At 66.7% G+C, this 24,242-nt stretch carries 19 protein-coding genes and 1 tRNA gene; 15 read left to right on the forward strand and 5 right to left on the reverse strand.

What is annotated here, in order from left to right; genetic code table 11:
- The first annotated feature begins 686 nt into the window (after positions 1–686).
- Positions 687–1,142 carry a hypothetical protein gene (locus AB0H61_RS10410; protein ID WP_357301548.1) on the forward strand — a complete coding sequence of 152 codons (456 nt, stop codon included), beginning with the start codon at positions 687–689 and terminating at the stop codon, positions 1,140–1,142.
- 121 nt (positions 1,143–1,263) lie between these two features.
- The gene (locus AB0H61_RS10415; RefSeq protein ID WP_357301551.1) at positions 1,264–1,671 is read left to right on the forward strand and encodes a hypothetical protein; all 408 of its coding nucleotides are present in this window, start codon (positions 1,264–1,266) and stop codon (positions 1,669–1,671) included.
- Between the two features lie 37 nt (positions 1,672–1,708).
- On the opposite strand, the gene AB0H61_RS10420 is transcribed toward AB0H61_RS10415, so the two are convergent.
- A tRNA-Arg gene (locus tag AB0H61_RS10420) sits at positions 1,709–1,782 on the reverse strand.
- 206 nt (positions 1,783–1,988) lie between these two features.
- On the opposite strand from AB0H61_RS10420, the gene AB0H61_RS10425 reads away from it, so the two are divergent.
- From AB0H61_RS10425 to AB0H61_RS10455, 7 genes are all read left to right on the forward strand, one after another.
- Entirely contained in the window at positions 1,989–4,031 is a 2,043-nt protein-coding gene (locus AB0H61_RS10425; RefSeq protein ID WP_357301554.1) for a cytochrome c oxidase assembly protein, read from the forward strand.
- 271 nt (positions 4,032–4,302) lie between these two features.
- Positions 4,303–5,253 carry a serine/threonine dehydratase gene (locus AB0H61_RS10430; RefSeq protein WP_357301557.1) on the forward strand — a complete coding sequence of 317 codons (951 nt, stop codon included), beginning with the start codon at positions 4,303–4,305 and terminating at the stop codon, positions 5,251–5,253.
- A 227-nt stretch (positions 5,254–5,480) separates the two neighbouring features.
- On the forward strand, positions 5,481–6,002 hold the full coding sequence (gene ssb, locus AB0H61_RS10435) for a single-stranded DNA-binding protein (RefSeq protein WP_357301559.1): 522 nt from the start codon (positions 5,481–5,483) through the stop codon (positions 6,000–6,002).
- Between the two features lie 130 nt (positions 6,003–6,132).
- The gene (gene ettA / locus AB0H61_RS10440; protein ID WP_357301562.1) at positions 6,133–7,809 is read left to right on the forward strand and encodes an energy-dependent translational throttle protein EttA; all 1,677 of its coding nucleotides are present in this window, start codon (positions 6,133–6,135) and stop codon (positions 7,807–7,809) included.
- A 400-nt stretch (positions 7,810–8,209) separates the two neighbouring features.
- Positions 8,210–13,174 carry an NAD-glutamate dehydrogenase gene (locus AB0H61_RS10445; RefSeq protein ID WP_357301565.1) on the forward strand — a complete coding sequence of 1,655 codons (4,965 nt, stop codon included), beginning with the start codon at positions 8,210–8,212 and terminating at the stop codon, positions 13,172–13,174.
- Positions 13,175–13,595: 421 nt separating this feature from the next.
- Positions 13,596–14,036 (forward strand): thioesterase family protein, encoded by a 441-nt coding sequence (locus AB0H61_RS10450; RefSeq protein WP_357301568.1) that lies wholly within the window; start codon positions 13,596–13,598, stop codon positions 14,034–14,036.
- A 31-nt stretch (positions 14,037–14,067) separates the two neighbouring features.
- A complete protein-coding gene (locus AB0H61_RS10455) occupies positions 14,068–14,736 on the forward strand; it encodes a hypothetical protein (RefSeq protein ID WP_357301571.1) in 669 nt (222 codons plus the stop codon).
- Positions 14,737–14,862: 126 nt separating this feature from the next.
- Here the strand turns inward: AB0H61_RS10455 and AB0H61_RS10460 are convergent, their stop codons facing one another.
- Positions 14,863–15,174 carry an AzlD domain-containing protein gene (locus AB0H61_RS10460; RefSeq protein WP_357301574.1) on the reverse strand — a complete coding sequence of 104 codons (312 nt, stop codon included), beginning with the start codon at positions 15,172–15,174 and terminating at the stop codon, positions 14,863–14,865.
- Complete coding sequence (locus AB0H61_RS10465) at positions 15,171–15,974, reverse strand: AzlC family ABC transporter permease (RefSeq protein WP_357301576.1); 804 nt, start codon at positions 15,972–15,974, stop codon at positions 15,171–15,173. The genes AB0H61_RS10460 and AB0H61_RS10465 overlap by 4 nt, the downstream gene beginning before the upstream one ends.
- Before the next feature lie 98 nt (positions 15,975–16,072).
- Between AB0H61_RS10465 and AB0H61_RS10470 the strand changes: the two genes are divergently transcribed.
- Positions 16,073–16,624, forward strand: coding sequence for an XRE family transcriptional regulator (locus AB0H61_RS10470; RefSeq protein WP_357301579.1), 552 nt, complete (start codon positions 16,073–16,075; stop codon positions 16,622–16,624).
- An 8-nt stretch (positions 16,625–16,632) separates the two neighbouring features.
- On the opposite strand, the gene AB0H61_RS10475 is transcribed toward AB0H61_RS10470, so the two are convergent.
- Positions 16,633–17,340, reverse strand: coding sequence for an HNH endonuclease (locus AB0H61_RS10475; RefSeq protein ID WP_357301582.1), 708 nt, complete (start codon positions 17,338–17,340; stop codon positions 16,633–16,635).
- A gap of 217 nt (positions 17,341–17,557) precedes the next feature.
- On the opposite strand from AB0H61_RS10475, the gene AB0H61_RS10480 reads away from it, so the two are divergent.
- From AB0H61_RS10480 to AB0H61_RS10500, 5 genes are all read left to right on the forward strand, one after another.
- Entirely contained in the window at positions 17,558–17,962 is a 405-nt protein-coding gene (locus AB0H61_RS10480) for a globin (protein ID WP_357302273.1), read from the forward strand.
- Between the two features lie 262 nt (positions 17,963–18,224).
- Positions 18,225–19,823 (forward strand): alpha-amylase family glycosyl hydrolase, encoded by a 1,599-nt coding sequence (locus tag AB0H61_RS10485; protein ID WP_357302276.1) that lies wholly within the window; start codon positions 18,225–18,227, stop codon positions 19,821–19,823.
- A 67-nt stretch (positions 19,824–19,890) separates the two neighbouring features.
- Positions 19,891–20,172, forward strand: a complete 282-nt coding sequence (locus tag AB0H61_RS10490) for a hypothetical protein (protein WP_357301584.1) — start codon at positions 19,891–19,893, stop codon at positions 20,170–20,172.
- Complete coding sequence (locus tag AB0H61_RS10495) at positions 20,159–20,623, forward strand: DUF5130 domain-containing protein (protein WP_357301587.1); 465 nt, start codon at positions 20,159–20,161, stop codon at positions 20,621–20,623. Before AB0H61_RS10490 ends, AB0H61_RS10495 begins: the two co-directional genes overlap by 14 nt.
- A 166-nt stretch (positions 20,624–20,789) precedes the next feature.
- Complete coding sequence (locus AB0H61_RS10500) at positions 20,790–21,593, forward strand: NAD(P)H-binding protein (RefSeq protein ID WP_357301589.1); 804 nt, start codon at positions 20,790–20,792, stop codon at positions 21,591–21,593.
- A 61-nt stretch (positions 21,594–21,654) separates the two neighbouring features.
- Here AB0H61_RS10500 and pepN read toward each other — a convergent pair whose 3' ends face one another.
- Positions 21,655–24,234: an aminopeptidase N gene (gene pepN / locus AB0H61_RS10505; RefSeq protein WP_357301592.1), complete on the reverse strand. Its 2,580-nt coding sequence runs from the start codon at positions 24,232–24,234 to the stop codon at positions 21,655–21,657.
- Positions 24,235–24,242: the final 8 nt, after the last annotated feature.

The following is a 24,242-nucleotide window of genomic DNA, read 5'->3' on the forward strand; positions in this document are numbered from 1 at the left end:
CACAGTGCCTCTCCGCACACCGAACTCCGCGACCGCGGCTGACCCCGGGTGCGGTCCTCCGGTCGGATCGGTAGGTAAGACTGGCGCCGTCCTGATCTTCGTCCGCCCCGATATCGAGGTGACGGTGACTCCGGTTCCCCTCGGCGTATCCGCCGACGTCCTCGCCGATCTCCCGCAGTTCCCGCCCGGAACGTCGTTCAGCGCCGTTGTCGACGCGGCCGATGAAATCAGGTACCCAGCTCTTCCACACCGGCGCAGGCACTTCGATCGCGGGGTGCCGGGCGGGGGTGATGATCTCGGTGAAAGGACCCGGCCAGTACGTCAATTCCCTGGTAGCCTCCGATGTGTACGGACCTCACCGAGTCCGCCCCACTGGTCCGCCGGATGGCCGTCCGCTCGATCGGCGCCGGTGGCTCGGCAGCGGGCCGACCCGAGGCCGCGGATCGGCCCGTATCCCTCCGGCGGGATGTGGTCCTGGTAGCACCTGGATTACATCGATGCCCGCGAGACCCCCGGCCCCACGGCTGGTTCCACGGAACCGCGATCGTCGACCGAAATCTGCACGACAACCCCTGGCCACCGGTGGTCCCGGCAGACGCCTCCGACTTTGGGATGACCGCTTGCAAGGCGATACCGTGTAGCGACGTCGATCAGGGCGGGTTGTTTTCTCGGGGAGGGAATTTCAGATGATCGAGAACCAGAAGGCACCGCACCGGGTGCGGGCAGCGATCGTCAACATCTTGCTTGTCGTTATGTTGCTGCTCTTCGCGGCTTGTCCTCTATTCGTGCTTCTACCGCCGGTGAATACGCTCGCCTACTTCGCCGGTTACGGGGACACGGTGCAGGTGCAGGTCACGAAGAGTTCGTCGGGCAGCACGGGTTTCGGCAAGGGCGATCACGGCATCGGGCGGATCGTCGGCGACGGCCGTGAAGTGTGGTTGTTCGGGGTGCGCGAGGGGGAGACGGTCAGCGCGCGAACGCAGCTGATCAGGCTCAGTATGAAGCCGACTGTGTACCCCACCTCTGCTCAGGCTTTGTACGACCTGCTCTGGCTGCTGTGCGTTCCGGCATGGATCGTCGTGTACGCGTTATATAAGGCGTGGAAGATGCGGGCCGGGCGTAAACCGTTGCAGAAGACGTGAATCGAGGAACTATCCCTCGCCATCGTCGCTATCTCTCAGATGCTCATCCCAGTCGTCTTGATCTTGCTGCCACTTCGGATTCACCAGGTTCATGTGAACCACGTGCTCCGAGAAACTGGCGATGACAACCAGTCTCGGCAAGTTCCATCGAAGGCTGTCGACGATCGATCCCGGTTCCCCCGGCACCGGTGACCCAAGGTTCGCGATCAACAGTCCGGCCAGCCGCAAGAACCGGCCCTGCGCCACCGGCACGGACTCCCGTCACAGTCGTGGGCAGGATGTCACGCGCGAAGAAGTGGATGTCATAGACCTGCTTCTCGGTTATGAGCACCTGCCCATCCGGACGATCGTGAGCATGGTCGGTCGTGATGCTCGCGCCCTTCAGGCGCCGTTCTCGGACAGTCCACCCCGCGGCATCACAGGAGCGGTCCAGGTCCTCTTCCGACAGCGACTCGAGATCCGGCCCTATCTCGCCATCCTGCGCGCGAGAATCCCTACCTGTTTGAGCGCAGTAGGGTCTGGGTATTGATGTAGCTACGCGCATCGGCGCAGCTACATCCTGGGAGCGCCCCCGGCAGGAATCGAACCTGCGACCTAGGGATTAGAAGGCCCTTGCTCTATCCAACTGAGCTACGGAGGCAGCGGGTTCCACATTGGCCGACGTTGGCCGTGGTTGTCCAGCACGGAAAGTATAGCGACCGTCCAGCTCACTAGATTCTTAGCGTCAGCAACGTTCACCTCGGTTGAATAGCAGGGCGGGCCGACCGTGCCGGTCAGCTCGAGGAACAGGTTATCGGTCCGAGCCCGAACGGGCCATGTCTTATCTGTCCAACTACGCTCAGTCGTATGTCGTCAGCGCAGGACACGCCCGCCGAGACCGAGGGATCGGATACCGCTCGGTCGGGCTCGGCGAGGAATTTCGCAACGCTGACGGTGGTGGTCGGCGCGGTCGCGGCGGTGGTTGCGGCGCTGGTGGTCGGGCTGTCGGCGGCGCAGGCGCTGAATCTGCTCGGCATCCCGGATCCGGGACCGATGACCACCTACGGACTGCCCGCCGTGCGGGCGCTCGCCGATCTTTCGGCGGCATTGACCGTCGGCGCACTGCTGTTCGCGGCCTTCCTGGTGCCGCCGCAAGCGAACGGGCTGCTCGATGTCGGTGGGTATCGGGCGGTGCGGCGCGCCTCGAATTTCGCCATGGTCTGGGCTTGCTGTGCGGCGCTGCTCGTGCCGCTGACTGTGTCGGATACCACAGGGCAACCGGTCGGTCAGGTGTGGCGGCCGGAGCAACTGTGGCGGGCGATCGGCCAGGTGGAGCTGGCCGGGGCCTGGCGAACCACGGTGGTCTTTGCGCTGATCCTGGCTGTCGGCTGTCGGCTGGCATTGCGCTGGGGATGGACGCCGCTGCTGTTCGGCGGCGCGATCGTGACCATGATGCCGCTGGCGCTGACCGGGCATTCGTCCTCGGGCGGATCACACGATGTGGCGACCAACAGCCTGATCCTGCACCTTGTTTCGGCCGCGGTATGGGTCGGCGGCCTGTTCGCGGTGCTCGCGCACGCGATGCGCGGCGAGGCGCATTCCGATATCGCCGCGCGCCGCTTCTCGCTGACCGCGACCCTCGCGTTCGTCGTGATCGGGGTCAGTGGTGTGATCAACTCCTGGGTCCGGGTGCCGTTGGACGAGCTGTTCACCACCACCTACGGCAAGCTGGTGCTCGCGAAGGCGGCCGCTCTGATCGTGCTCGGTGTCTTCGGATACCTGCAGCGCCGGGCCGCGCTGCCCGCACTCGCCGCCGACCCGCGCGACCGCGCCGCACTGATCCGCTTCGGCGGGGTCGAGGCGCTGATCTTCGCCGCGACCATGGGCCTCGCCGTAGGACTCGGTCGCACCCCTCCGCCGCCACCGAAGACCGTGCCGAGCCCGGCCGAGGTCGAACTCGGCTACAACCTGGCCGGGCCGCCGACGGTCATCCGGTTGATCCTCGATTGGCGCTTCGATCTGATCTTCGGCACGCTCGCGATCGTGCTCGCCGTGCTGTACCTGCTCGGGGTGCGGCGATTGCACAAGCGCGGTGACGCCTGGCCGGTCGGCCGGACCGTCGCCTGGCTCTCGGCCTGCGCGGTGCTGCTCTTCGCCACCTCCTCGGGGCTGGGGCGGTATTCGCCCGCCGTGTTCAGCGTGCATATGGGCCAGCACATGGCGCTGTCGATGCTGGCGCCGATCCTGTTCGCGTTGGGGGGCGCGGTGACGTTGGCGCTGCGGGCGCTGCCGCCCGCGGGGCGCGACGGCGTACCCGGACCGCGCGAGTGGATCCTGGCGGCGGTGCACAATCCGGTGTCGCGCTTCGTGACCCATCCGATCGCCGCGTCGGTGATCTTCGTCGGCGGCTTCTACGCGCTGTACATGGGCGGCATTTACGACTCGTTCGTGGACTCGCACGCCGCGCACCTGTTGATGAATATCCATTTCCTGCTCAGCGGCTACCTCTTCTACTGGGTGGTGATCGGCATCGATCCGAAGCCGCGCCGGGTGGAGCCGCTCACCAAGCTCGCGATGGTCTTCGGTTCGCTGCCCTTCCACGCCTTCTTCGGAATCGCGCTGATGAGCATGACCACGGTGATGGGCGGCTGGTTCTTCCGCAGTCTCGGCCTCGGCTGGAATACCGACCTGCTCGGCGATCAGCGCACCGGCGGCAGCTTCGCCTGGGCCAGCGGCGAGGTGCCGCTGGTGGTGGTCATGCTGGCGCTGCTCATCCAGTGGTCGCGCAGCGACGCCCGGCTGGCCAAACGCATCGACCGGGCCGCGGACCGCGATCACGACGCCGACCTCGCTGCCCATAACGCGATGTTCGCGGAGCTGGCGAAACGCGACCGCGGGGTACCCAAGTGAGTGACCGGACGAGGGGCCGGCGCGACACCGTCCGCGGGTGATCCGTGCACGAATTGCGGAGTCCGGCGGGCACACTCGCCGTGTGGCCGAGTGCGCGAGACGCAGCGGTGGATGAGCGGAACCCGTCGCGCTCGGGCACCATGGATCCGGACGCTCGGGTGTGGGGAGCGCCGTTGAGCGTGAGTGAGCGAACCAGTGGCTGTGAGTGTGACGGCGAATGCCGAGAGAGACAATCGTGAGCGGGCAGGCGCACGTTGTGAAGGAATTCAGCGTGAATGAGCCCAGCGTGGACGAAATCGGCGCAGCCGATCGGGTGTACCGATCGGACGTGCGCGCGGCGCGTAAACGGTTGGCCGGACGGATACGCAAGACACCGGTTTTCCATACCTCCGTCGCGGGACCGAACGGTCCGGTGCCGGTGACATTGAAGCTCGAATACCTCCAGCACGGTGGCACTTTCAAGGTGCGAGGCACCTTCAACGCACTGCTGGAGGCGACCGCGTCCGTCGATCAGGTGGTGATCGCCTCGGGCGGTAACGCGGGCATCGCCGCCGCACTGGCGGCCGCACAGCTCGGCAAGGCCTGCACGGTGGTGGTGCCGGAGTCCGCGCCGCACACCAAGGTGGCCGCGATGTGGTCGCACGGCGCCGAAGTGCTGTGGCACGGAACCACATACGCCGAGGCCTACCGCTACGCGGGGGATCTGGCCGTCGAGCGTGGTGCCCTGCGACTGCACGCCGACGACCTGCCCGCGGTGGTCGCGGGGGCCGGGGTGGTCGGACTCGAACTCGAGGAGCAGGTGCGCGGACGGCCGTCGGTGCTGGTCGCCGTGGGTGGTGGGGGACTCGTCGCCGGGGTGGCGGCCGCGCTCGGGCGCAGGCAACGGGTGATCGGCATCGAATCGGCCGGCTTGCCGATGTTGCACACCGCGCTCGGTGTCGATCGTGCGCCGGGTCTGCGCCGCCCGAGGACCTCGAGCGCCGACCGAATCGGCGATATCGCGCTGGGCATCGCCCGACGCTACGACGTCCGCTCGCTGCTGGTCACCGACGACGCCATCGCCACCACCCGCGACTACCTGTGGCGGGAATTCCGCATCGTCGTCGAATTCACCGGTGCCGCGGCCCTCGCCGCCATCCAGAGCGGCGTCTACGTGCCGCCGCCCGGCGAACGCCCGGTCGTCGTCCTCTGCAGCGCCAACACCGATCTCACTACCTCCTGATCCGGCCGGCGATCCTGACAGCGAGGTAGCGGCGGAGGGCGCGGTCTGAGCCGGAACTGGCCGTACGTTTCGGCGAAACGGCCTTTGTCCACATCCGTGAAAGTTGTCCACATTCGTACATCCGGGGCTCCACGGGGGCTCCACGGCGAGCACGCTGAAGGGGCCCTCGCGAGAGGGAGGAAGAGCCGGGGCGAAGAGCCCGGATCCGGATGGGAAGGGGCGACATCATGTACGAAGCGATGGCTACCGTGGTCGGCACCGTGGTCACCAGCCCGGTGCAGCGGGATTTGAGCAATGGGGAGCGGGTGCTGACCTTCCGCTTGGCGAGCAACTCACGGCGGTTCGATCAGGCAGGCGGCGCGTGGGTGGACAACGGCACGCTATTTCTCACCATCAGCTGCTGGCGCAGGCTGGTGCACGGGGTGGCGGCATCGATACGGCGAGGTGACCCGGTCATCGTCTACGGACAGTTGCGCTCACACGAATACCGGACCAGGGACGGCGTGGAACGCCGGGATCTGGAGATGCGGGCCACCGCGGTCGGGCCCGATCTGACACGGTGCACCGCCCAGGTCACTCGGCGATCGGAGACCAGGACCGGGTCGGGGCCGAACGGCGTGATACGGAATACTTGTCTCGGATCGAGCGCTGAGGATGATGCACGCGTTGGCCAAGACCTGGGGGAGACCGCAGCGACCGTGCCTTCCGCATCCACCCAGAGCGCTGAACCGGAGCCGGTCGACGCCTGATCGCACGCGTGTCGCGCGTGAGCACGGCAGATCCGGCCCGGGCAGACCCCGGCGCCCGGCCCGAATCGACCCGGGGTGGTGGGTGGCTCTGCCCGATTCCATCGTCCCCCTGACCGATAGGCTTGTGTATATGGCTGAGTTCATTTATCAGATGAAGAAGGTTCGCAAGGCGCACGGCGACAAAGTCGTGCTCGACGATGTCACCTTGAACTTTCTTCCCGGCGCCAAGATCGGCGTCGTCGGCCCGAACGGCGCCGGTAAATCCAGCGTGCTGAAGATCATGGCCGGACTGGACCAGCCGAATAACGGCGACGCGTTCCTGGCACCCGGCGCCACGGTCGGCATCCTGCAGCAGGAGCCGCCGCTGAACGAGGAGAAGACGGTTCGCGGCAATGTCGAGGAGGGCCTCGGCGAGATCAAGGTGAAGCTGGATCGCTTCAACGAGATCGCCGAACTCATGGCAACCGACTACTCCGACGAGCTCATGGACGAGATGGGCAAGCTCCAGGAGGATCTGGACCACGCCGACGCGTGGGATATCGATTCCCAGCTGGAGCAGGCGATGGACGCGCTGCGCTGCCCGCCGCCGGACGAGCCGGTCACCAAGCTCTCCGGTGGTGAGCGTCGCCGCGTCGCGCTCTGCAAGCTGCTGCTGAGCAAGCCCGACCTGCTGCTGCTCGACGAGCCGACCAACCACCTCGACGCCGAATCGGTGCTCTGGCTCGAGCAGCATCTGGCGCAGTACCAGGGCGCTGTGCTCGCGGTCACCCACGACCGGTACTTCCTGGACAATGTCGCCCAGTGGATCCTCGAACTCGACCGTGGCCGGGCCTACCCGTACGAGGGCAACTACTCCACCTACCTGGAGAAGAAGGCGCAGCGCCTGGAGGTCCAGGGCAAGAAGGACCAGAAGCTGCAGAAGCGGCTCAAGGAAGAACTCGCCTGGGTGCGTTCCGGTGCCAAGGCCCGCCAGGCCAAGAACAAGGCCCGTCTCGGACGGTACGAGGAGATGGCGGCGGAGGCCGAGAAGCACCGCAAGTTGGATTTCGAGGAGATCCAGATTCCGGCAGGTCCGCGTCTGGGCAGTGTCGTCGTCGAGGTCTCGCACCTGGACAAGGGCTTCGGCGAGCGTCCGCTCATCAAGGATCTGTCGTTCACCCTGCCGCGCAACGGCATCGTCGGTGTCATCGGTCCGAACGGTGTCGGTAAGACCACGCTGTTCAAGACCATCGTCGGACTCGAGCAGCCCGACAGCGGCGAGGTGAAGGTCGGCGAGACGGTCAAGCTCAGCTATGTCGACCAGAACCGCGCCGGCATCGACCCGAAGAAGAACGTCTGGCAGGTCGTTTCCGACGGTCTGGACTTCATCGAGGTCGGCAACCAGGAGATGCCCTCGCGTGCCTATGTCAGCGCGTTCGGCTTCAAGGGTCCGGACCAGCAGAAGCCGGCGGGCGTGCTCTCCGGTGGTGAGCGCAACCGGCTGAATCTGGCGCTGACCCTCAAGCAGGGCGGAAACCTGATCCTGCTCGATGAGCCGACCAACGACCTGGACGTGGAAACCCTCGGCTCGTTGGAGCACGCGCTGGAGCAGTTCCCCGGCTGCGCCGTGGTCATCTCTCACGACCGCTGGTTCCTGGACCGCACCTGCACCCACATCCTCGCGTGGGAGGGCGACTCGGACAACGAGGCGAAGTGGTTCTGGTTCGAGGGCAACTTCGAGGCGTACGAGGCGAACAAGATCGAGCGCCTCGGCGCGGAAGCGGCTCGCCCGCACCGGGTTACACACCGCAAGCTCACTCGCGGCTGATTCGGATGGTCGACGGGGCGGGCGCACCGCGCATCGCCCCGTCGATCCACCGCTTTACCGAAGGAAATGCGGCGACGAGCCGTTGATCGCCCTCGCTGCCGAAGGAAATACGGACGACCTTCCAGACCCGGCGAATCTCGATAGGGTGGGTTACGTGCATGCGCAGGTGCTGTCCGAGCATTGGGTAGTTCCCATCCCCGACGCGCCGTCATGACAAATGTCGGGTCCGATCGGGTGCTGTGCCGAGCTAATGACCTCGGCAATCTTGTGGCGAATCGTGCGATCGTGGTGAACACCCTGGGATTGGAAGGGATTTCACCCCTTTGTCTCCGGCGCACAGCTACTCTCGGACCGGCGTCACTTTGTTGCGGAACCGAATCCGAGGGAGCTGGCGAAAGAAATGACGGTCTCGTCCGAATTGTCCAATGGGGGACGGAAGCAGGCGGGGCGGGTGAACACTGCGGCGTGGGCCGCGAGCTTGCCGCAGTCACTGCGTAGCGACCTCGCAACCCTCGAAGAGGCGTACTTCCGCCACGTCGACGCGGGCGATGTGGACTGCGCGATCACCGGAATCACTCAGATCTTCCGGCGGCACCTGGAGTTGGCGATGATCCGCCCGGTGGGCCGGGCGCTGGTACGGGTGTATCACCCGGAGGACGGGTCCGGGCTGGGCGCCGCTGTCCAGTTGGTGACCGACGATATGCCGCTGCTTGTGGAGTCGATCACTTCTTCGCTGAGCCGAATGGGCGTCAGCGTGAGCGAGGTGATCCACCCGATCTTCGAGGTACAGCGCGACGACGAGGGCCGGCTGACCAATGCGGCGCCGCACGAGGTGGACGGCAATGGCGGCACGGGGCTGCGCGAATCGTGGATGCACCTGCAGTTGCACCCGTCAACCAGCCGAGCACTGCTGGACCGGGTCGAACAGACGATGCCGGACGTCGTCGCGGACGTGCGCCAGGTCAACAGCGATACCGACGCCATGCGCGCGGTGCAGAGCAAACTCGCCGCCGACCTCGAGCAGGCCGCCGAATCGGGGCACGCGCCGTTCTCCGCCACCGACCTGGTCGATACCGCGAACCTGCTGCGCTGGCTGGCCAGCGGCAACTTCACGGTCCTCGGCTATGCCCGCTACCGGCTGGGCCCCGAGCAGCACCAGATGACCTCCAACGCGCTGCCGGGCACCTGCCTCGGCGTGCTGCGTCCCGATGTCGGCACGGACTTCCGGGTGCCGATCAACGACGGCGACCGTCCGCTGCTCATGCTCACCCAGGGTCTCGTGCCCGCCACCGTGCATCGCTCGGTGTACCCCTACTTCATCGGTGTCGCGGACTTCGACGAATCCGGCGCGATCGTCGGTGAACACCTGTTCATCGGCGTCTTCACCGTCACCGCGGTACACGAGAACGTCCTCGACATCCCGGTGATCGCGCGCCGGGTGCGTTCGGTGATCGAGGAGAGCGGCTTCGACCTGGACTCGTTCTCCGGGCAGGCCATGCTCGAGGTCATCCAGTCATTCCCGCGCACCGAGCTCTTCTCCTCGGATGCGGAGACGATGCGCCGCACCGCGACCGCCGTACTCAATGTCGGACTGCGCCGCCAGGTGCGGCTGTTCATGCGCTCGGACAACTACGGCCGGTTCGTCGCCTGCCTCGTCTACCTGCCCCGGGATCGCTACACCACCCGGGTGCGGCTGGAAATGCAGGAGATCCTGGTCCGCGAATTGGGCGGCGTTTCGATCGACTACTCGGCGCGGGTGAGCGAAAGTGAGCTCGCCAGTGTCTATTTCACGGTTCGATTGCCCGACGGCGACATGGGGATACCGCATACGACACCGACGCTCGCCGATACCTCCGAGCCCACCCGCCTGCGCATCCAGCGCTTGCTGTCCGAGGCCAGCAATACCTGGGACGACCACCTCAACGATGAGGTGAATACCTCGGCGGTGCTCGAGCCGGCCGTCGTCCAGCGTTATGCGAACGCCTTCCCCGAGGGGTACAAACAGGATTTCGCGCCGGCCCGCGCACTCCGCGATATCGTGCGGCTCGAGCGCCTGTCCGAGGGCTCGATCGACCAGAATCTGTATCGCACACCAGGTTCCGCGCCGGGTAGCTGGCGCTTCAGCCTCTACATCGGCGGCACCGGCGTTTCGCTGAGCCAGGTACTCCCGGTACTGCAGAGCCTGGGCGTCGAGGTGGTCGACGAACGCCCCTACCAGATCGAACTGGACCCCGCGCCGGGCGAGGCGACACTCGAACGCTGGATCTACGACTTCGGTCTGCTGGCCCGGCCGGAGTTGCTGCGCAGTTCGCTGGATCGCGATCTGGATGCGGAGCTGCTGGAGTCGTCGGCCCGCGCGGATGCGCTGGACGCCGAGGTGCGTGGGCTGCGCGAGCGGTTCACCGCCGCCTTCGGAGCGGTCTGGTACGGCCGCGCCGAGGCCGACGGATTGAACGAACTGGTGCTGCGCGCCCGCCTGCCCTGGCGTTCGGTGTCGATTCTGCGGACCTACGCGAAATACCTTCAACAGGCGGACTTTCCGTACAGTCAGGCCAATATCTCCCGGGTGCTGCTGACCTACCCGGATGCGGCGCGACTGTTCGTCGATCTGTTCACCGCGCAGTTCGATCCGGACACCGTCTCGGCCGAATATGCCGCGGAGCTCGATATCCAGCTGCGCGCGCGCATTGATGAGGTGGTGAGCCTGGACGCCGACCGCATCCTGCGTGCCATTCGCAGCCTCATCAAGGCGACGCTGCGCACCAACTACTACGTCACCGATGTCGCGGGGATGTCGCGCAACTACATCTCGGTGAAGGTCGAACCGCGCGAGGTCGCCGAATTGCCCAGGCCGAGGCCGCAATTCGAGATCTTTGTGTATTCGCCGCGGGTGGAGGGCGTGCATCTGCGGTTCGGTCCGGTGGCGCGTGGCGGGTTGCGTTGGTCGGACCGGCTCGAAGATTTCCGTACCGAGGTGCTGGGCTTGGTGAAGGCGCAGGCGGTGAAGAACGCGGTGATCGTGCCGGTCGGCGCGAAGGGTGGGTTCGTGGTGAAGCAGCCGCCCCCCGCTACCGACGATCCGGTGGCCGATCGGCAGGCGTTGGGCGCGGAAGGTGTCGGCTGCTACCGGATCTTCATCTCGGGCCTGCTCGACATCACCGACAATGTCGACCGCGCGACCGGCGCCGTGTTGCCCCCGGCGCGGGTGGTGCGCCGCGATGGTGACGACACCTACCTGGTGGTGGCCGCGGACAAGGGCACCGCGACCTTCTCCGATATCGCCAACGACGTCGCGCAGCGCTACGGCTTCTGGCTCGGTGACGCCTTCGCCTCCGGTGGTTCGGCGGGCTACGACCACAAGGCCATGGGCATCACCGCCAAGGGCGCCTGGGAAAGTGTGAAGCGGCACTTCGCCGAGATGGACCTCGATACCCAGACCGAGGATTTCACCGTCGTCGGCATCGGTGATATGAGTGGTGACGTCTTCGGCAACGGTATGTTGCTCTCCGAGCACATCCGCTTGGTCGCGGCCTTCGACCACCGGCATATCTTCCTGGATCCGAATCCCGATCCCGCGACGTCATATGCCGAGCGGCAGCGCATGTTCCAGCTGCCGCGCTCCTCCTGGGCCGACTACAACACCTCGTTGATCAGTACCGGCGGCGGCGTCTGGGATCGCACCGTGAAGTCGGTTCCGATCAGTCCGCAGGCGCGCGCCGTACTCGGATTGGCCGATGACGTCGAATCGCTGTCCCCGCCGGAATTGGTGCGCGCCATCCTGCTCGCACCGGTCGGACTGCTCTGGAACGGCGGCATCGGCACCTACATCAAGGCAAGTGCCGAATCGAATGCCGACGTCGGCGACAAGTCCAACGATCCCGTCCGGGTCAATGGAAATCAGCTGCGGGTCAAGGTGATCGGTGAAGGCGGCAATCTGGGCGCGACCGCGCTCGGCCGCATCGAGTTCTGCCGCAATGGCGGCAAGATGAACACCGACGCCCTCGACAATTCGGCGGGGGTCGACTGCTCCGACCACGAGGTCAATATCAAGGTGCTGCTCGACGGCGTGGTCAGCGGTGGCCTGCTGCCGGAGCCCGAGCGCAACCCGCTGCTCGCTTCGATGACCGATGCGGTCGCGCGAATGGTACTGCGGGACAATGTATCCCAGAACTTCCTGATGGGGATTTCGCGCTTCGAGGCGCCGGATATGCTGAATGTGCATCAGCGGCTCATCGAGGATCTGGAACAGCGCCGCGGGCTGGATCGCGAGTTGGAGGCGCTGCCCTCGGATCCGGAGATCAAGCGCAGAATGGAGGAGGGCGACGGTCTCACCTCCCCGGAACTCGCGAATCTCATGGCGCACGTGAAGCTTTCGCTCAAGGCCGATCTGCTCGGCTCGGATCTGCCGGATATGACCTATTTCGCCACCCGGCTGCCGGATTACTTCCCGACGCCGCTGCGCACCCGGTTCGGCGCGGCGATCAAGAAACACCGGCTGCGCCGGGAGATCGTCACCACGATGATCGCCAACGAAATGGTCGACTACGGTGGGATCACCTACGCGCACCGGTTGAACGAGGAGACCGGCGCCACCACCACCGACTCGGTGCGCGCCTTCGCGGCGGCCACCGGGATCTTCGATCTGCACGACATGTGGGCGCGGATCCGGGTGGCGGACACCTCCGTCTCGGTGCGAGATGCCCTCGAATTGGAGACCAAGCGCACCCTGGACCGGGCCTCGCGCTGGTTGCTGAGCAACCGCCCGCAGCCGATCGCGGTCGGCGCGGAGATCAACCGCTACAACCGCGGCGTGCGGGAGCTGGCGCCGAAGGTGCCGGGCTGGCTGCGCGGACATCATGTCGCGACGCTGACCGACCAATCCGCGGAGCTGATCGCGCAGGGCGCCCCGACCGACCTCGCGACCGAGGTCTTCGGACTGCTGAATCAGTTCCCGCTGCTCGACGTGCTGGATATCGCGGACATCACCGACCGCAGCGGTGACGAGGTGGGTTCGCTGTATTACGCACTGAACGACCACCTCAAGATCGATTGGCTGCTGGAGGCGGTCAGCCACCTGGAGCGCGGCGACCGCTGGCATGCGCTGGCCCGGCTCGCGCTGCGTGACGATATGTACGGTTCGCTGCGCTCACTCACCCTCGATGTGCTCTCCGCCGGTGACCCGGAGGAGACCGCCGACGAGAAGATCGCGTACTGGGAGTCGAAGAATCAGTCCCGGTTGGGTCGCGCCCGCGCGGCACTGTCGGAATTGTTCGAATCCGGTACTCACGACCTCGCCACCCTGTCGGTGGCGGCGCGGCAGGTGCGCAGCATGGTCAGCGGCGTCGGCGCGCAGTCGGAGCGCTGAGCGACCCGGCCGGGCACGCTCGATCTGCGTGCCCGGCCGAATCGCGGTAGTGTGCAGTGGAAAATGGGGCGTCGAATTCCTCGACGCTGGGTCTGCGGTGTGAATCGGCGATGCCGACGCTGGTGCCGTCGGTGACAGCGGTGCGTGACGCACCCGGACAGCGCGATGTCGCGCGTCGGCGATCCCGGAGCGCGGCGTGCCCCCGAGACGAGCCCGGGTGGCGGAGATTGCGATACTGGACACCGGAGATCGGCCTTGGCCCGGGTGTGCGCCCGGGCCGCAGCGCCGGAATTGATCGAGTCCGGCGCTCGACCACCTCGCTTGGATGCCCGGCTGCGACGCGGCAGATGCGGTGCATGGCGAGTGGTGTGGGCGCCCAATCGGAGGTACCACGTTGACGAGTTCGTTGAACGGAAATGGGATGGCCAACAGCGGCTCGACCCTGCTTCCCAAGCGTTTTCACGCCAAGGTGGAGGTCAGGTGGTCGGATATGGACGTCTTCCAGCACGTCAACCATGCCCGCATGGTGACGCTGCTGGAAGAGGCGCGGATCCCCTGGCTTTTCGACGGTCAACCGACGTCTACGCTGCGCGAAGGCTGCGTGCTGGCCGATCTGCGGGTGCGCTACCGCGGCCAGCTGCGGCACGACGACACTCCGCTGGATATCGCCATGTGGATCGAGCAGTTGCGCGCGGTCGATTTCACCGTCGGCTACGAGGTCCGGGCCAATGGCGCCGCACTCGACTCGCCGCCCGCGGTGATCGCCTCGACCCAGATCGCGGCCTTCGATATCCAGACACAGCGGTTGCGCAGGCTTACCGACACCGAGCGGGACTACCTCGCCGAGTGGATGGATAAGTGAGCTGATCTGAGTCCGTGACGACAGAGTTGTTGTGATAGCTGAGCAGCGGGTGCTGCACGTTTCCGATCCGGCCGAACGCGAGAACCTCGCCACCTTCCTGACGCGGGCGATCCGTTTGGACGACGCGGCTGTGGTCCGCTTGCGTAGGCGCGGTGAGCGTCATATTTTCGCCTGGGTGATAACGGGTTTCGAAGCTCTCGCGGCGCGTACGGTGATCGCCGAACTCGGTGTGGACGATGTGACCGTCGGCGCGGATCTGGTATTGGCCGGCCTGAGCTCGGGCAGTCCGATCGACCTGGGTTATTCGATGGACTCCGCCTGGCGCGGTGCGTTGCCGCCCACCGAGGGTTTCGCCCATATCGATGACGTACCCGCCCGCACCCTCGTCGAGCTGGCCGAACGCGGCGCCCAGCTCGCCAAGGAACATGGCAGCTCGCATGGACCGCCCGCGTCCCTGCTCGATCAGACGGTGCTGACGGTCTCGGCCGACCAGATCTCGGTCGAGGTCCCGATGCGCGTCGTTTTCGCCCTGACCGCCATGGATTTCATTCCGCATTCGGGCGACAAGGCGGAGGCCCGCCGTATCCCGCCCACCGAAATCGTTCGTGTTCGCGCCACCAACACCTGGTTGCGTCTGGACGCCCGCTACGGCTCGGTCGCCCGCCGTCGCGGTGGCGGTATCTCGTTGTTTCCGAGCTGACCGGTCGCCGGGTCGTGCGGCGAGCTCCGCGAGTCGAACCAGGGGAGACTCGGTACACCCCCGCGGGCCGACCGGTAGCCGTTGCGGGACGGACTTCGTGGGCATGGTGTTGCGAGGCAGGGGAATTCAGGTGAGGCCGAGCTGCCGCAGCAGGGCGGTGGTCGCCGCGGCGGTCAGGATGACCACCAGCAGCGGCGCCCGCCGCCAGGCGAGCGCCCCGGCGACGAGTACCCCGGCGGGCAGCGCGAAGCCGAGGTGCCCGGTACCGAAGGGCAGGGTGGTGACGGCAACCAGGGCGGCGAGCAGGACAACCGCCCCGATCTCCAATAGCTGCTTCGCGTGGGCGGGAAATCGGATGCGGCTGCGCAACGCGGGCCCGGCCCAGCGGAAGGCGTAGGTGCCGACAGCGAGGGTCAGCACTCCGGCGGCGAGCATCATCGCGAATCACCTTGTGGCCTCGTACGGTTCGCGGACTCGGTCGCGGTGCGGTCCGGATGTCCGACCGGCGCGGCACTATCCGTGATCGAGACCGCGTCGCTTTCCGTCCCAGCGCGGGTCCGATCACCGCCGCGGCCGAGTGTGAACGCCGCGACGAGGATTCCGGACAGGGCGAACAGCACCGGCAATCCCGGCGGTAGGAACGGTGCGCTCAGCACCGCCACCGCCGCGCCGACACAGACCGCGCCGAGCGTATCCCGGTCGCGCAGTGCCGGAATGACAAGGGCGAGTAGTACGGCGGGGAAGACCGCATCGAGCCCCAGCGCGGACGTATCGGGCACCACGCTGCCGATCAGTGCGCCGATGGCCGCGCCGCCGGGCCAAGCGAGCAGCACGCCGAGCCCGCAGGCCCAATAGGCGGCCCGTTTGCGATCGGATTCGGATTCGGCCAGCGCCATGGCCACCGACTCGTCGTTCATCACGTGCACCCCGACCACGCGCCGCCAGCCGGTGCCGACCATATCGGGCAGCGACAGGCCGTAGGGCAGGTGCCTCGCGTTCACCACCAACCCGGCCAGTACCGCCGCGATCGGGCTGCCGCCCGCCGCGATAATGCCGATGAACAAGAACTCCGCACCCCCGGCAAGCACCACGACGCCGAGTACGACCGGCAGCCAGATCGGAAATCCGGAGCTGACCGCGGTCGCGCCGTAGGAGACGCCGATCATCGCGACGGCCAGCAGAACCGCCGCGATACCGGTCAGCGTGTCCCGGCCGAGTGTTCGCCATATCGAACGCATGTAGCTTATAGTGAACGCGCGCGGGACGGTTCGTCAATATGGTTTTCTGTTGGGCGGTCCGGAAACCGACGGGAGCAGGGATGGCGCAGGACGACTCGATGACAGCGACGCCACAGGCGGTGATCGCCGCCGCGCTGCGCCGTGAACGCAGCAGGGCCGGGCTCTCGCTGACCGAGGTCGCGAATCGCGCGGGCATCGCGAAATCCACACTGTCCCAGCTGGAATCGGGCAGTGGTAACCCGAGTCTGGAAACCCTGTGGGCGCTGTGTGTCGCCCTGGATATGCCCTTCTCCCGATTGCTCGACCCGCCACGGCCCACCGTCCAGGTGATCCGTGCGGGTGAGGGGCCGGTGGTCGCGGCCGAACGGTCCGATTACCGCGCCACCCTGTTGGCGGCCGGTCCGCCGAACACCCGCCGCGATATGTTCCGGATCACCGCCGAACCCGGTCATGCCCGGGAATCGGATCCCCACAGCCCCGGTGTCGTCGAACACGTGCTGCTGGCCAGCGGCCGCGCCCTGATCGGCCCGACCGACGCGCCCGCGGAGCTGCGCCCCGGCGACTACATCTCCTACCCGGGTGATGCCCCCCATGTCTTCGAAGCCCTGGAGCCCGGGACTTGGGCGACGTTTGTGATCGAATACACCTGACGAATCCGTCAGGCCGCGCCCTCGCCGAGATACTGCAACCACACCGGGTCCAGATCGGCGGTGGTGGATAGCAGCCGCCAATGGGGCCCCTTGGGTGAGACCAGCGGGGAGCGCAGCGTCCAGCCCAGCTCGGTGAGCAGTTTGTCGGCCTTGCGATGGTTGCAGGGCGCGCAGCTGGCGACGCAATTCTCCCAGGAGTGCTCTCCGCCTCGGCTGCGCGGGATGACGTGATCGATGGTCTCGGCCTTGCCGCCGCAGTATCCGCAGCGGTAGCGGTCGCGATGCATGAGGGCGGCCCGGGTCATCGGAACCCGGGCGCGGTAGGGAACGTGCACGTAGTTGCGCAGGCGGATCACCGAGGGAATGGCCACCTCGGCCTCGGCGGAACGGACGACCGGACCTTCGTCGTTGTGGTGGACGGCGTCGGCCTTATCGCAGATGAGCAGGACGATCGCGCGGCGCGCGGACAGGGCGGTGAGCGGCTCGTAGGTGGCGTTCAGAAGCAACACCCGGCGCTTCAACCAGTTGGCGGTCTCGGCTTGGACCGGCGTGAGGTGAGGGCCCGGATGGGCATTCTCACCGGGGCGATGTGCGCCCGGATAGTGGTCGGACAAAATGTGCAGCGGAGTAGCCCCCGACCCACGATTGTGGACGTCGGCGGGCTGGAGTTGTCGGTGCGTCCTGGCCTCGTGCGATCGGCCGTGCCGCTGCTTCATGGGGACCCCGATTTCGTGATGTTCAAGATCATGTGATATTCCGCTGAGACTGCCACCCAGTTGACCATGGAAACCGGCCGATTGCACGGTGATTTCGCACAATGTTGGGTTAACTGCTGCTGAAGTGGTGCCCAGCCGCTACGTGAGGTGGTCCGAGCGGGGCCGGGACCAGGCGGGCACAATGGACGTCGGCGGATTCGGCGATCGAGAGGACCTGATGGGCACCGGCGAGCAGACAGCGACGTCGTTCTACGAGGCGGTCGGTGGCGCGGAGACCTTCCGGCGCATCATCGCGGCCTTCTACCGCGAGGTGGCCGCCGATGAGGTGCTGCGGCCGCTCTATCCGGAGGAGGATCTCGGTCCGGCGGAGCGACGGCTGCGGATGTTCCTGGAGCAGTACTGGGGTGGTCCGCGCACCTACTCGGATGAGCGTGGCCACCCGCGGCTGCGAATGCGGCATATGCCCTTCAAGGTCGGCCCGATCGAACGCGACGCGTGGTTGCGCTGTATGCGGATCGGGGTGGCCGAGATCGAGCCGGAAATTCTCGACGACGAACACCGCAAGGCCCTGCTCGACTACCTGGAGATGGCGGCGAATTCGCTGATCAACTCACCTTTCTGAGGCTTACCCGCTGGTGTCCGGGCCGGTCGCGCGGTGGGCCGGATGGTGGCGACCATCACGATTTTGCGGTGGCGGTGAATTCGCTGATCGGCGACCTCTGATCCGGTCCTTTCGATCCGATACCCGAACAGCAGCAGGTTTTTCGGTCGGTCTGAATGCGCGCTGATGGTTTGCCAGATATCGGCAACATGGCGTTGCCTGAGCGAATTTGCCGAAATTCTTTGGCACTATTGCGGATGTGACAGAGACACCAGGCGTGCCGGTGCCGGTGGATTCCGGCACACCGGTTGATCCGAATGCACAACCGTGGTGGCGGTCGGCCGTGTTCTATCAGGTCTATCCCAGATCCTTCGCCGACTCCGACGGTGACGGGGTGGGGGATCTCGGCGGTGTCCGGGAGAAGCTCGGCTACCTGGAACTTCTCGGGGTCGACGCGCTGTGGATCTGTCCGGTGACGCGGTCGCCGATGGCCGACGGCGGCTACGACGTCTCCGATCCCCGCGATATCGACCCGCTCTTCGGCGGCATGGCCGCCATGGACGCGCTCATCGTCGAGGCGCACGAGCGGAACATCAAGATCACGATGGATTTGGTGCCGAATCACACCAGCAGCGCGCACCCCTGGTTCACCGCCGCTCTCGCGGCCGCGCCGGACAGCGGGGAACGCGCCCGCTACATCTTCCGTGACGGCCGCGGACCCGGCGGCGCCGAACCGCCGAACAATTGGCCCAGCATCTTCGGCGGCCCGGCCTGGACCCGCGTCACCGAACCCGACGGCACCCCCGGCCAGTGGTATCTGCATATCTTCGCGCCCGAACAGCCCGACCTGAACTGGGAAAACCCCGAGGTGATCGCCGATTTCGAGCAGACCCTGCGGTTCTGGCTCGACCGCGGCGTGGACGGCTTCCGCATCGATGTGGCACACGGCATGGCCAAGCCGCCGGGACTGCCGGATATGGCGAATGTGTCCACCAAGATGCTGGTGCACGACGACGACGATCCGCGCTTCAACAACTCCGGCGTACACGAGATCCACCGGCGATTCCGCAAGGTGCTGGACGAGTATCCGCACGCCGTCTCGATCGGCGAGGTGTGGGTCGACGACAACATCCGCTTCGGCGAATATCTGCGCCCCGACGAACTGCATCTGGCCTTCAACTTCCGGCTCGCGGAGACACCGTTCGACGCGGAGGCGGTGCGTACGGCGATCGACCATTCGCTCACGGCGGTGGCCCCGGTCGGGGCGGTCCCGACCTGGACCCTGTCCAACCACGACATCGAACGCGAGGTCACCCGCTACGGCGGCGGCGCGGACGGGGTCGACAGGGCCAAGGCCATGATGATGGTCGAGTTGGCGCTGCCGGGTTCGGTCTTCATCTACAACGGCTCCGAGCTGGGCCTGCCGAATGTGGACGACCTGCCCGAAGAGGTTCTGCAGGATCCGGTGTGGGAACGGTCCGGGCATACCGAACGCGGGCGCGACGGCTGCCGGGTGCCGGTGCCGTGGGAGGGCAGTGCGCCGCCGTTCGGCTTCACCAGCGCCGAGCGGTCATGGCTGCCGCAGCCCCCGGAGTGGGCCGGGCTGACCGTGGAGGCGCAGTTGGAGGAGCTGGGCTCCACCATGTCGCTGTATCGCATGGCGATCGAATTGCGCGGAATGCGGCCGGAATTCGCGGGACCGCGGATCGAGTGGTACGGCAGCCCGAAGGGATGCCTGGCCTTTCGCAGGCCCGGCGGGCTGGTGTGTGTGCTCAACGCGACGCCCGCCCCGATCCCGCTTCCGCCCGGGGAATTGCTCCTGGCCAGCACGGCGCTGTGGGGCGGACAGCTGCCTCCGAACGCCGCCGCCTGGCTGGTCTGATTCGACACGAAGCCCCGGCGGCGCGACCAGTGATGATCTACTACAGGCCATCGGATACCTTTGATCCGTGAGCATTCTCGAGACAGTGCTGATCTTCGTCGGCATCCCGCTGGTGATCTACGGCGCGATCGCCGGATTGTCGTATCTCGGTAAGCCACTCGCTGGTGAGAAGCCGGCCCATTTCGACCTCGGTCAGAAGTGGACCCAGCCGCCGGTGCTGTGGAGTGCGACCGACGAGGTGACCGGTCGCGGTCACCACGATATTGCTGGGGCGTCGCATGGCAACCATGCCGCCATCGAAGCCACCCAGGTGGAGCTGATCGGAGGCCGGGCAAGTGGCAAGTTCTAAGTGGCCCGCGGTGGTCGAATCCGAACTACCGCACGGATACGCTCTGACCAGCAGCGGCCGCGTCTCCGGTGTGCACGAGGCCGGTGACGTATTCAAGGAAGCGCCGTTCAGCGATGACGAGCGGCTCGCCATCGACAACGTGCTCACCGAGGCCACCCGGGCTACCAAGGTGCGCTTCAACATCTACATCGGTGATCTGGGCTCGGATCCGGCCGCCGGTGCGGACGCGATCTTCCCGGCCACCCTCGAGGCGGCCAGGTCGGTGCTGATCGCCGTCTCCCCGAACAACAAGGCGATCGAGGTCCGTTCCGGACATGACGTCGCCGATCGCGCCAATGATCGCGTCTGCCAGCTCGGTGTCACCGCCGCGCTGAGCTCGTTCCGCCAGGGCGAGCTGATCGACGGCCTGATCTCGGCCGTGCGCGTCATGGCCGCCGCCATCGGCCGCTGATCCCGCCGACGCGGAACTCCCTTCGTGGCGCTGATCGGGGTGAACGAAGCCTGAACCCCCGGCTCGTTCACCCCGTTCCGCGTCGTGACTTGCGTCCGCCCGGGTCGGTGATACCGCGCTGATTCGGGGCTTGCGGGCCTGCGGCCCGCCTGTGCACCGTGGTGTGATGAAAATTCTGGTCACAGGTGCCACGGGGAATATCGGCCGCATGGTCGTCGACCATCTGCTGGCGGGGGGCGCCTCGGATGTGCGGGCGCTCACCAACCATCCGAAGCGTGCCGCGCTGCCCGCCGGGGTAGAGATCGCCGAGGGGTACCTCCGTCGGCTTTCTTCCTTGCCCGAGGCCTTCGCGGGTGTGGACCGTATGTATCTGGCCCCGGCGTTGGAGACGGTGAACGAGGTTGTCGCATTGGCGAAGGCCGCGGGTATCCGGCACATCGTCGACCTCTCCGGCGATGAAGGCACCGATTGGCAGCCCATCGCCCGCGCCGTCGAAGCCTCCGGCGTCGACTGGACCCACCTCTACGCCGGTGAGTTCACCGAGAACACGACGATGTGGGCGGAGGAGATCCGCACGACCGGCCGGGTTCGCGAACCCTATCCCGAGTCGGCGAACGCCCCGATCGCCATGGACGACATCGCCCGGGTGGCCGCCACCGTTCTGCTGGCCGACGACCACGCGGGCCGCACCTACGATCTGACCGGCCCGGAAACCATGACCCGTGCCGAGCGCGTCCGTCGCCTCACCGAGGCGCTCGGCACCCCGATCGAATTCGTGGAAGTCACCCGCGCGGAAGCGATCCAGAAACTCCAGCCGATCATGGGCGAGTACGCCGAATGGTATGTCGACGGCCTCGCCATGATGGTCGACCACCCACAGCGGGCGACCACTACGGTCGCCGAACTCACCGGCGCCCCCGCCACCACCTTCGCGCAGTGGGCGGCCGTCAACGCGCACCTGTTCCGCTGACGCCGGGGCACAATCGAGATGCGTGGGGCCCGGATTCGGCGAATCCGGGCCCCACGAACCGTTATTCGGCGTCGAATGCGCGGGCGCGCAGCGAGCGCTCGATGCCCGCCTTGCCCTCGCTGACCAGGCGGCGCAGCGCCGGAGGATGGTCGTCGGCGAGGAACTTGTCGGCGACGGCGACGGCTTCCTCGGTAATGGCCCAAGCGGGGTAGAGGCCGATCACGACGGTTTGGGCGACCTCACTGGAACGGCGGTCCCACACGCCCGGGACATCGGCGAAATAGCGGTCGACATAGGAGTCGAGCAGCTCACCCTGGCCCGCGGGCGCGAAGCCGCCGACGATGGAGCGGGCGGTGATATTGGGGACGGTGTCGTCGCCCATCACGGTGGCCCACGCCTGCTCCTTGACCTCCGCGAGCGGGCGCGCGGTCGCCGCGGCGGCGGCCTGGCGCTTACCCGCCGCGGTGGGATCGTTGGCGAGTTCCTGGTCGATGACCGGGGTGTCGAGGCCGTCGGCATCGATCTCGCCCGCTGCCGCCAGCGCGGTGACAATGCGCCAGCGCAGGTCGGTGTCGACATCGAGCCCGCGCAGCCCCGCCGCCGTGGGATCGCCGTCGAGCAAAGTGCGCAGGGTCTCGGTGTGCCGGGGCGCGAGTTTGGCGCCGGTGAGCGCGTTGACGAACGCGAGCTGATGATCCGAGCCCGGTTCGGCCGCGCGGGCCGATTCCAGGACCCGGTCGGCGAATTCGGGCCACCCGTGCTCCGTCGCCCAGGCCGGGTCGGCGTAGCTGCCGATGGCGGTATGCGCCTGCATCAGGAGGCGCTGCACCACACCGATTTCGGACTCGGCGCCGATACCGCGCTGCACCAGCGCGACGAAATCACGGGCCCGCATCTCGGCCTGGCGGGTCATCTCCCAGGCGGCCGACCAGGCCAGCGTACGGGGCAGCGGTTCGACGATCTCGTGGATGCGGTGCAGCACCACATCGAGGGAGTCCGGGTCCAGCCGCACCGAGCAGTAGGTGAGATCGTCGTCGTTGACGAGCACCAGTTGCCCGCGCTCCACGCCGACCAGCTCGGGCACCTCGGTGCGCTCGGCCGCGTCGAGGTCGATCTCGACGCGGTTGGTGCGCACCAGCTTTCCGTCCCGCTCGCCGTAGACGCCGATTGCCAGCCGGTGTACGCGGCGCTCACCGACGCCGGGTTCCGCACCCTCCTGGACGACCGCGAACCGGGTGAAGCGCCCGCCGGGATCGACCTCGAAGTCCGGGCGCAGGATGTTCAGGCCGGTGGTCTTGAGCCACTGCGTGCCCCAGGTGGAAAGATCACGGCCGGAGGACTTCTCGAGCGCGGCCAGCAGGTCGTCGAAGGTGGCGTTGCCGTAGGCGTGGTCGGCGAAGTAGGTCCGCAGACCCGCCAGGAACGGCTCCAGCCCGACATAGGCCACCAGCTGCTTCAGCACGGAAGCGCCCTTGGCGTAGGTGATTCCGTCGAAGTTCACCTCGACCGCGGCCAGGTCCGGGATATCGGCGGCGATCGGGTGGGTGGAGGGCAGCTGGTCCTGCCGGTACGCCCAGGACTTCTCGACATTCGCGAAAGTGGTCCAGGCATTGGTGTATTCGGTGGCCTCGGACTGGCACAGCACCGAGGCGAAGGTGGCGAAGGATTCGTTCAGCCACAGGTCGTCCCACCACTTCATGGTGACCAGGTCGCCGAACCACATATGCGCCATCTCGTGCAGCACCGTCTCGGCGCGCCGCTCGTAGGAGGCCCGGGTCACCTTGGACCGGAAGACGTAATCCTCCAGGAAGGTCACCGCGCCCGCGTTCTCCATGGCCCCCGCGTTGAACTCCGGCACGAACAGCTGGTCGTACTTGCCGAAGGCGTAGGGCACCCCGAAGTTCCGGTGGTAGAAGCCGAATCCCTGCTTGGTCTCGGTGAACAGGCGTTCGGAGTCCATATGTACGGCGAGGGAGGCGCGGCAGTAGATGCCGAGCGGGATGGTGCCGTGTTCGTCGGTGTAGGTGTCGGTCCACTCCGCGTACGGGCCGGCGATCAGCGCGACCAGATAGGTGCTCATCCGCGGCGTGGTGCGGAACAGATGCTGTCCCGGATCCGCGATCAGGGTGTCCACGGCCGCGCCGTTGGAGATGACCTTCCAATCCGACGCCGCGGTGACCTTGACGTCGAAGGTGGCCTTCAGATCGGGCTGGTCGAAGCAGGCGAACATGCGCTTGGCGTCGGCGGTTTCGAACTGCGAGTACAGGTAGACCGCGTCGTCGGTCGGATCGACGAACCGGTGCAGGCCCTCGCCCGTATGCGAGTACTCGCAGTCGGCCTCGACGACCAGCTCATTGCGTTCGGCCAGGTCGGTCAGGGTGATGCCGGTCGACTCGTCATAGTCCGAGACGTCGATCGTACGGCCGTTGAGCACCGCCGCCCGCACCCCGCGCGCGACGATATCGATGAAGGTGCTCGCGCCCGGCGTCGCGGTGAAGGTGACCGTGCTGCGGGAGAAGAAGGTCTGCTCGCCCGGTTTACCCGCCCCGTCGGTCAGATCGAGCTCGATGCGATAGTTCTCGACCTGCACTGTCGAGGCGCGTTCGATCGCCTGCTCGCGAGTCAGGTTGGGTGCGGACATGAGGCTCC

Origin of the sequence: Nocardia sp. NPDC050710 (assembly GCF_040654375.1) — a bacterium.
GTDB lineage: Bacteria > Actinomycetota > Actinomycetes > Mycobacteriales > Mycobacteriaceae > Nocardia.

Bases quoted from the DNA above. Each gene is read 5' to 3' on its own strand.
- ssb (WP_357301559.1), top strand. From the start codon at position 5,481: ATGTACGAAGCGATGGCTACCGTGGTCGGCACCGTGGTCACCAGCCCG.
- AB0H61_RS10500 (WP_357301589.1), top strand. From the start codon at position 20,790: ATGAAAATTCTGGTCACAGGTGCCACGGGGAATATCGGCCGCATGGTC.
- AB0H61_RS10450 (WP_357301568.1), top strand. From the start codon at position 13,596: ATGGCCAACAGCGGCTCGACCCTGCTTCCCAAGCGTTTTCACGCCAAG.
- AB0H61_RS10460 (WP_357301574.1), bottom strand. From the start codon at position 15,174: ATGATGCTCGCCGCCGGAGTGCTGACCCTCGCTGTCGGCACCTACGCC.
- ettA (WP_357301562.1), top strand. From the start codon at position 6,133: ATGGCTGAGTTCATTTATCAGATGAAGAAGGTTCGCAAGGCGCACGGC.
- AB0H61_RS10425 (WP_357301554.1), top strand. From the start codon at position 1,989: ATGTCGTCAGCGCAGGACACGCCCGCCGAGACCGAGGGATCGGATACC.
- AB0H61_RS10410 (WP_357301548.1), top strand. From the start codon at position 687: ATGATCGAGAACCAGAAGGCACCGCACCGGGTGCGGGCAGCGATCGTC.
- pepN (WP_357301592.1), bottom strand. From the start codon at position 24,234: ATGTCCGCACCCAACCTGACTCGCGAGCAGGCGATCGAACGCGCCTCG.
- AB0H61_RS10480 (WP_357302273.1), top strand. From the start codon at position 17,558: ATGGGCACCGGCGAGCAGACAGCGACGTCGTTCTACGAGGCGGTCGGT.
- AB0H61_RS10445 (WP_357301565.1), top strand. From the start codon at position 8,210: ATGACGGTCTCGTCCGAATTGTCCAATGGGGGACGGAAGCAGGCGGGG.
- AB0H61_RS10415 (WP_357301551.1), top strand. From the start codon at position 1,264: ATGACAACCAGTCTCGGCAAGTTCCATCGAAGGCTGTCGACGATCGAT.
- AB0H61_RS10465 (WP_357301576.1), bottom strand. From the start codon at position 15,974: ATGCGTTCGATATGGCGAACACTCGGCCGGGACACGCTGACCGGTATC.
- AB0H61_RS10470 (WP_357301579.1), top strand. From the start codon at position 16,073: ATGACAGCGACGCCACAGGCGGTGATCGCCGCCGCGCTGCGCCGTGAA.
- AB0H61_RS10475 (WP_357301582.1), bottom strand. From the start codon at position 17,340: ATGAAGCAGCGGCACGGCCGATCGCACGAGGCCAGGACGCACCGACAA.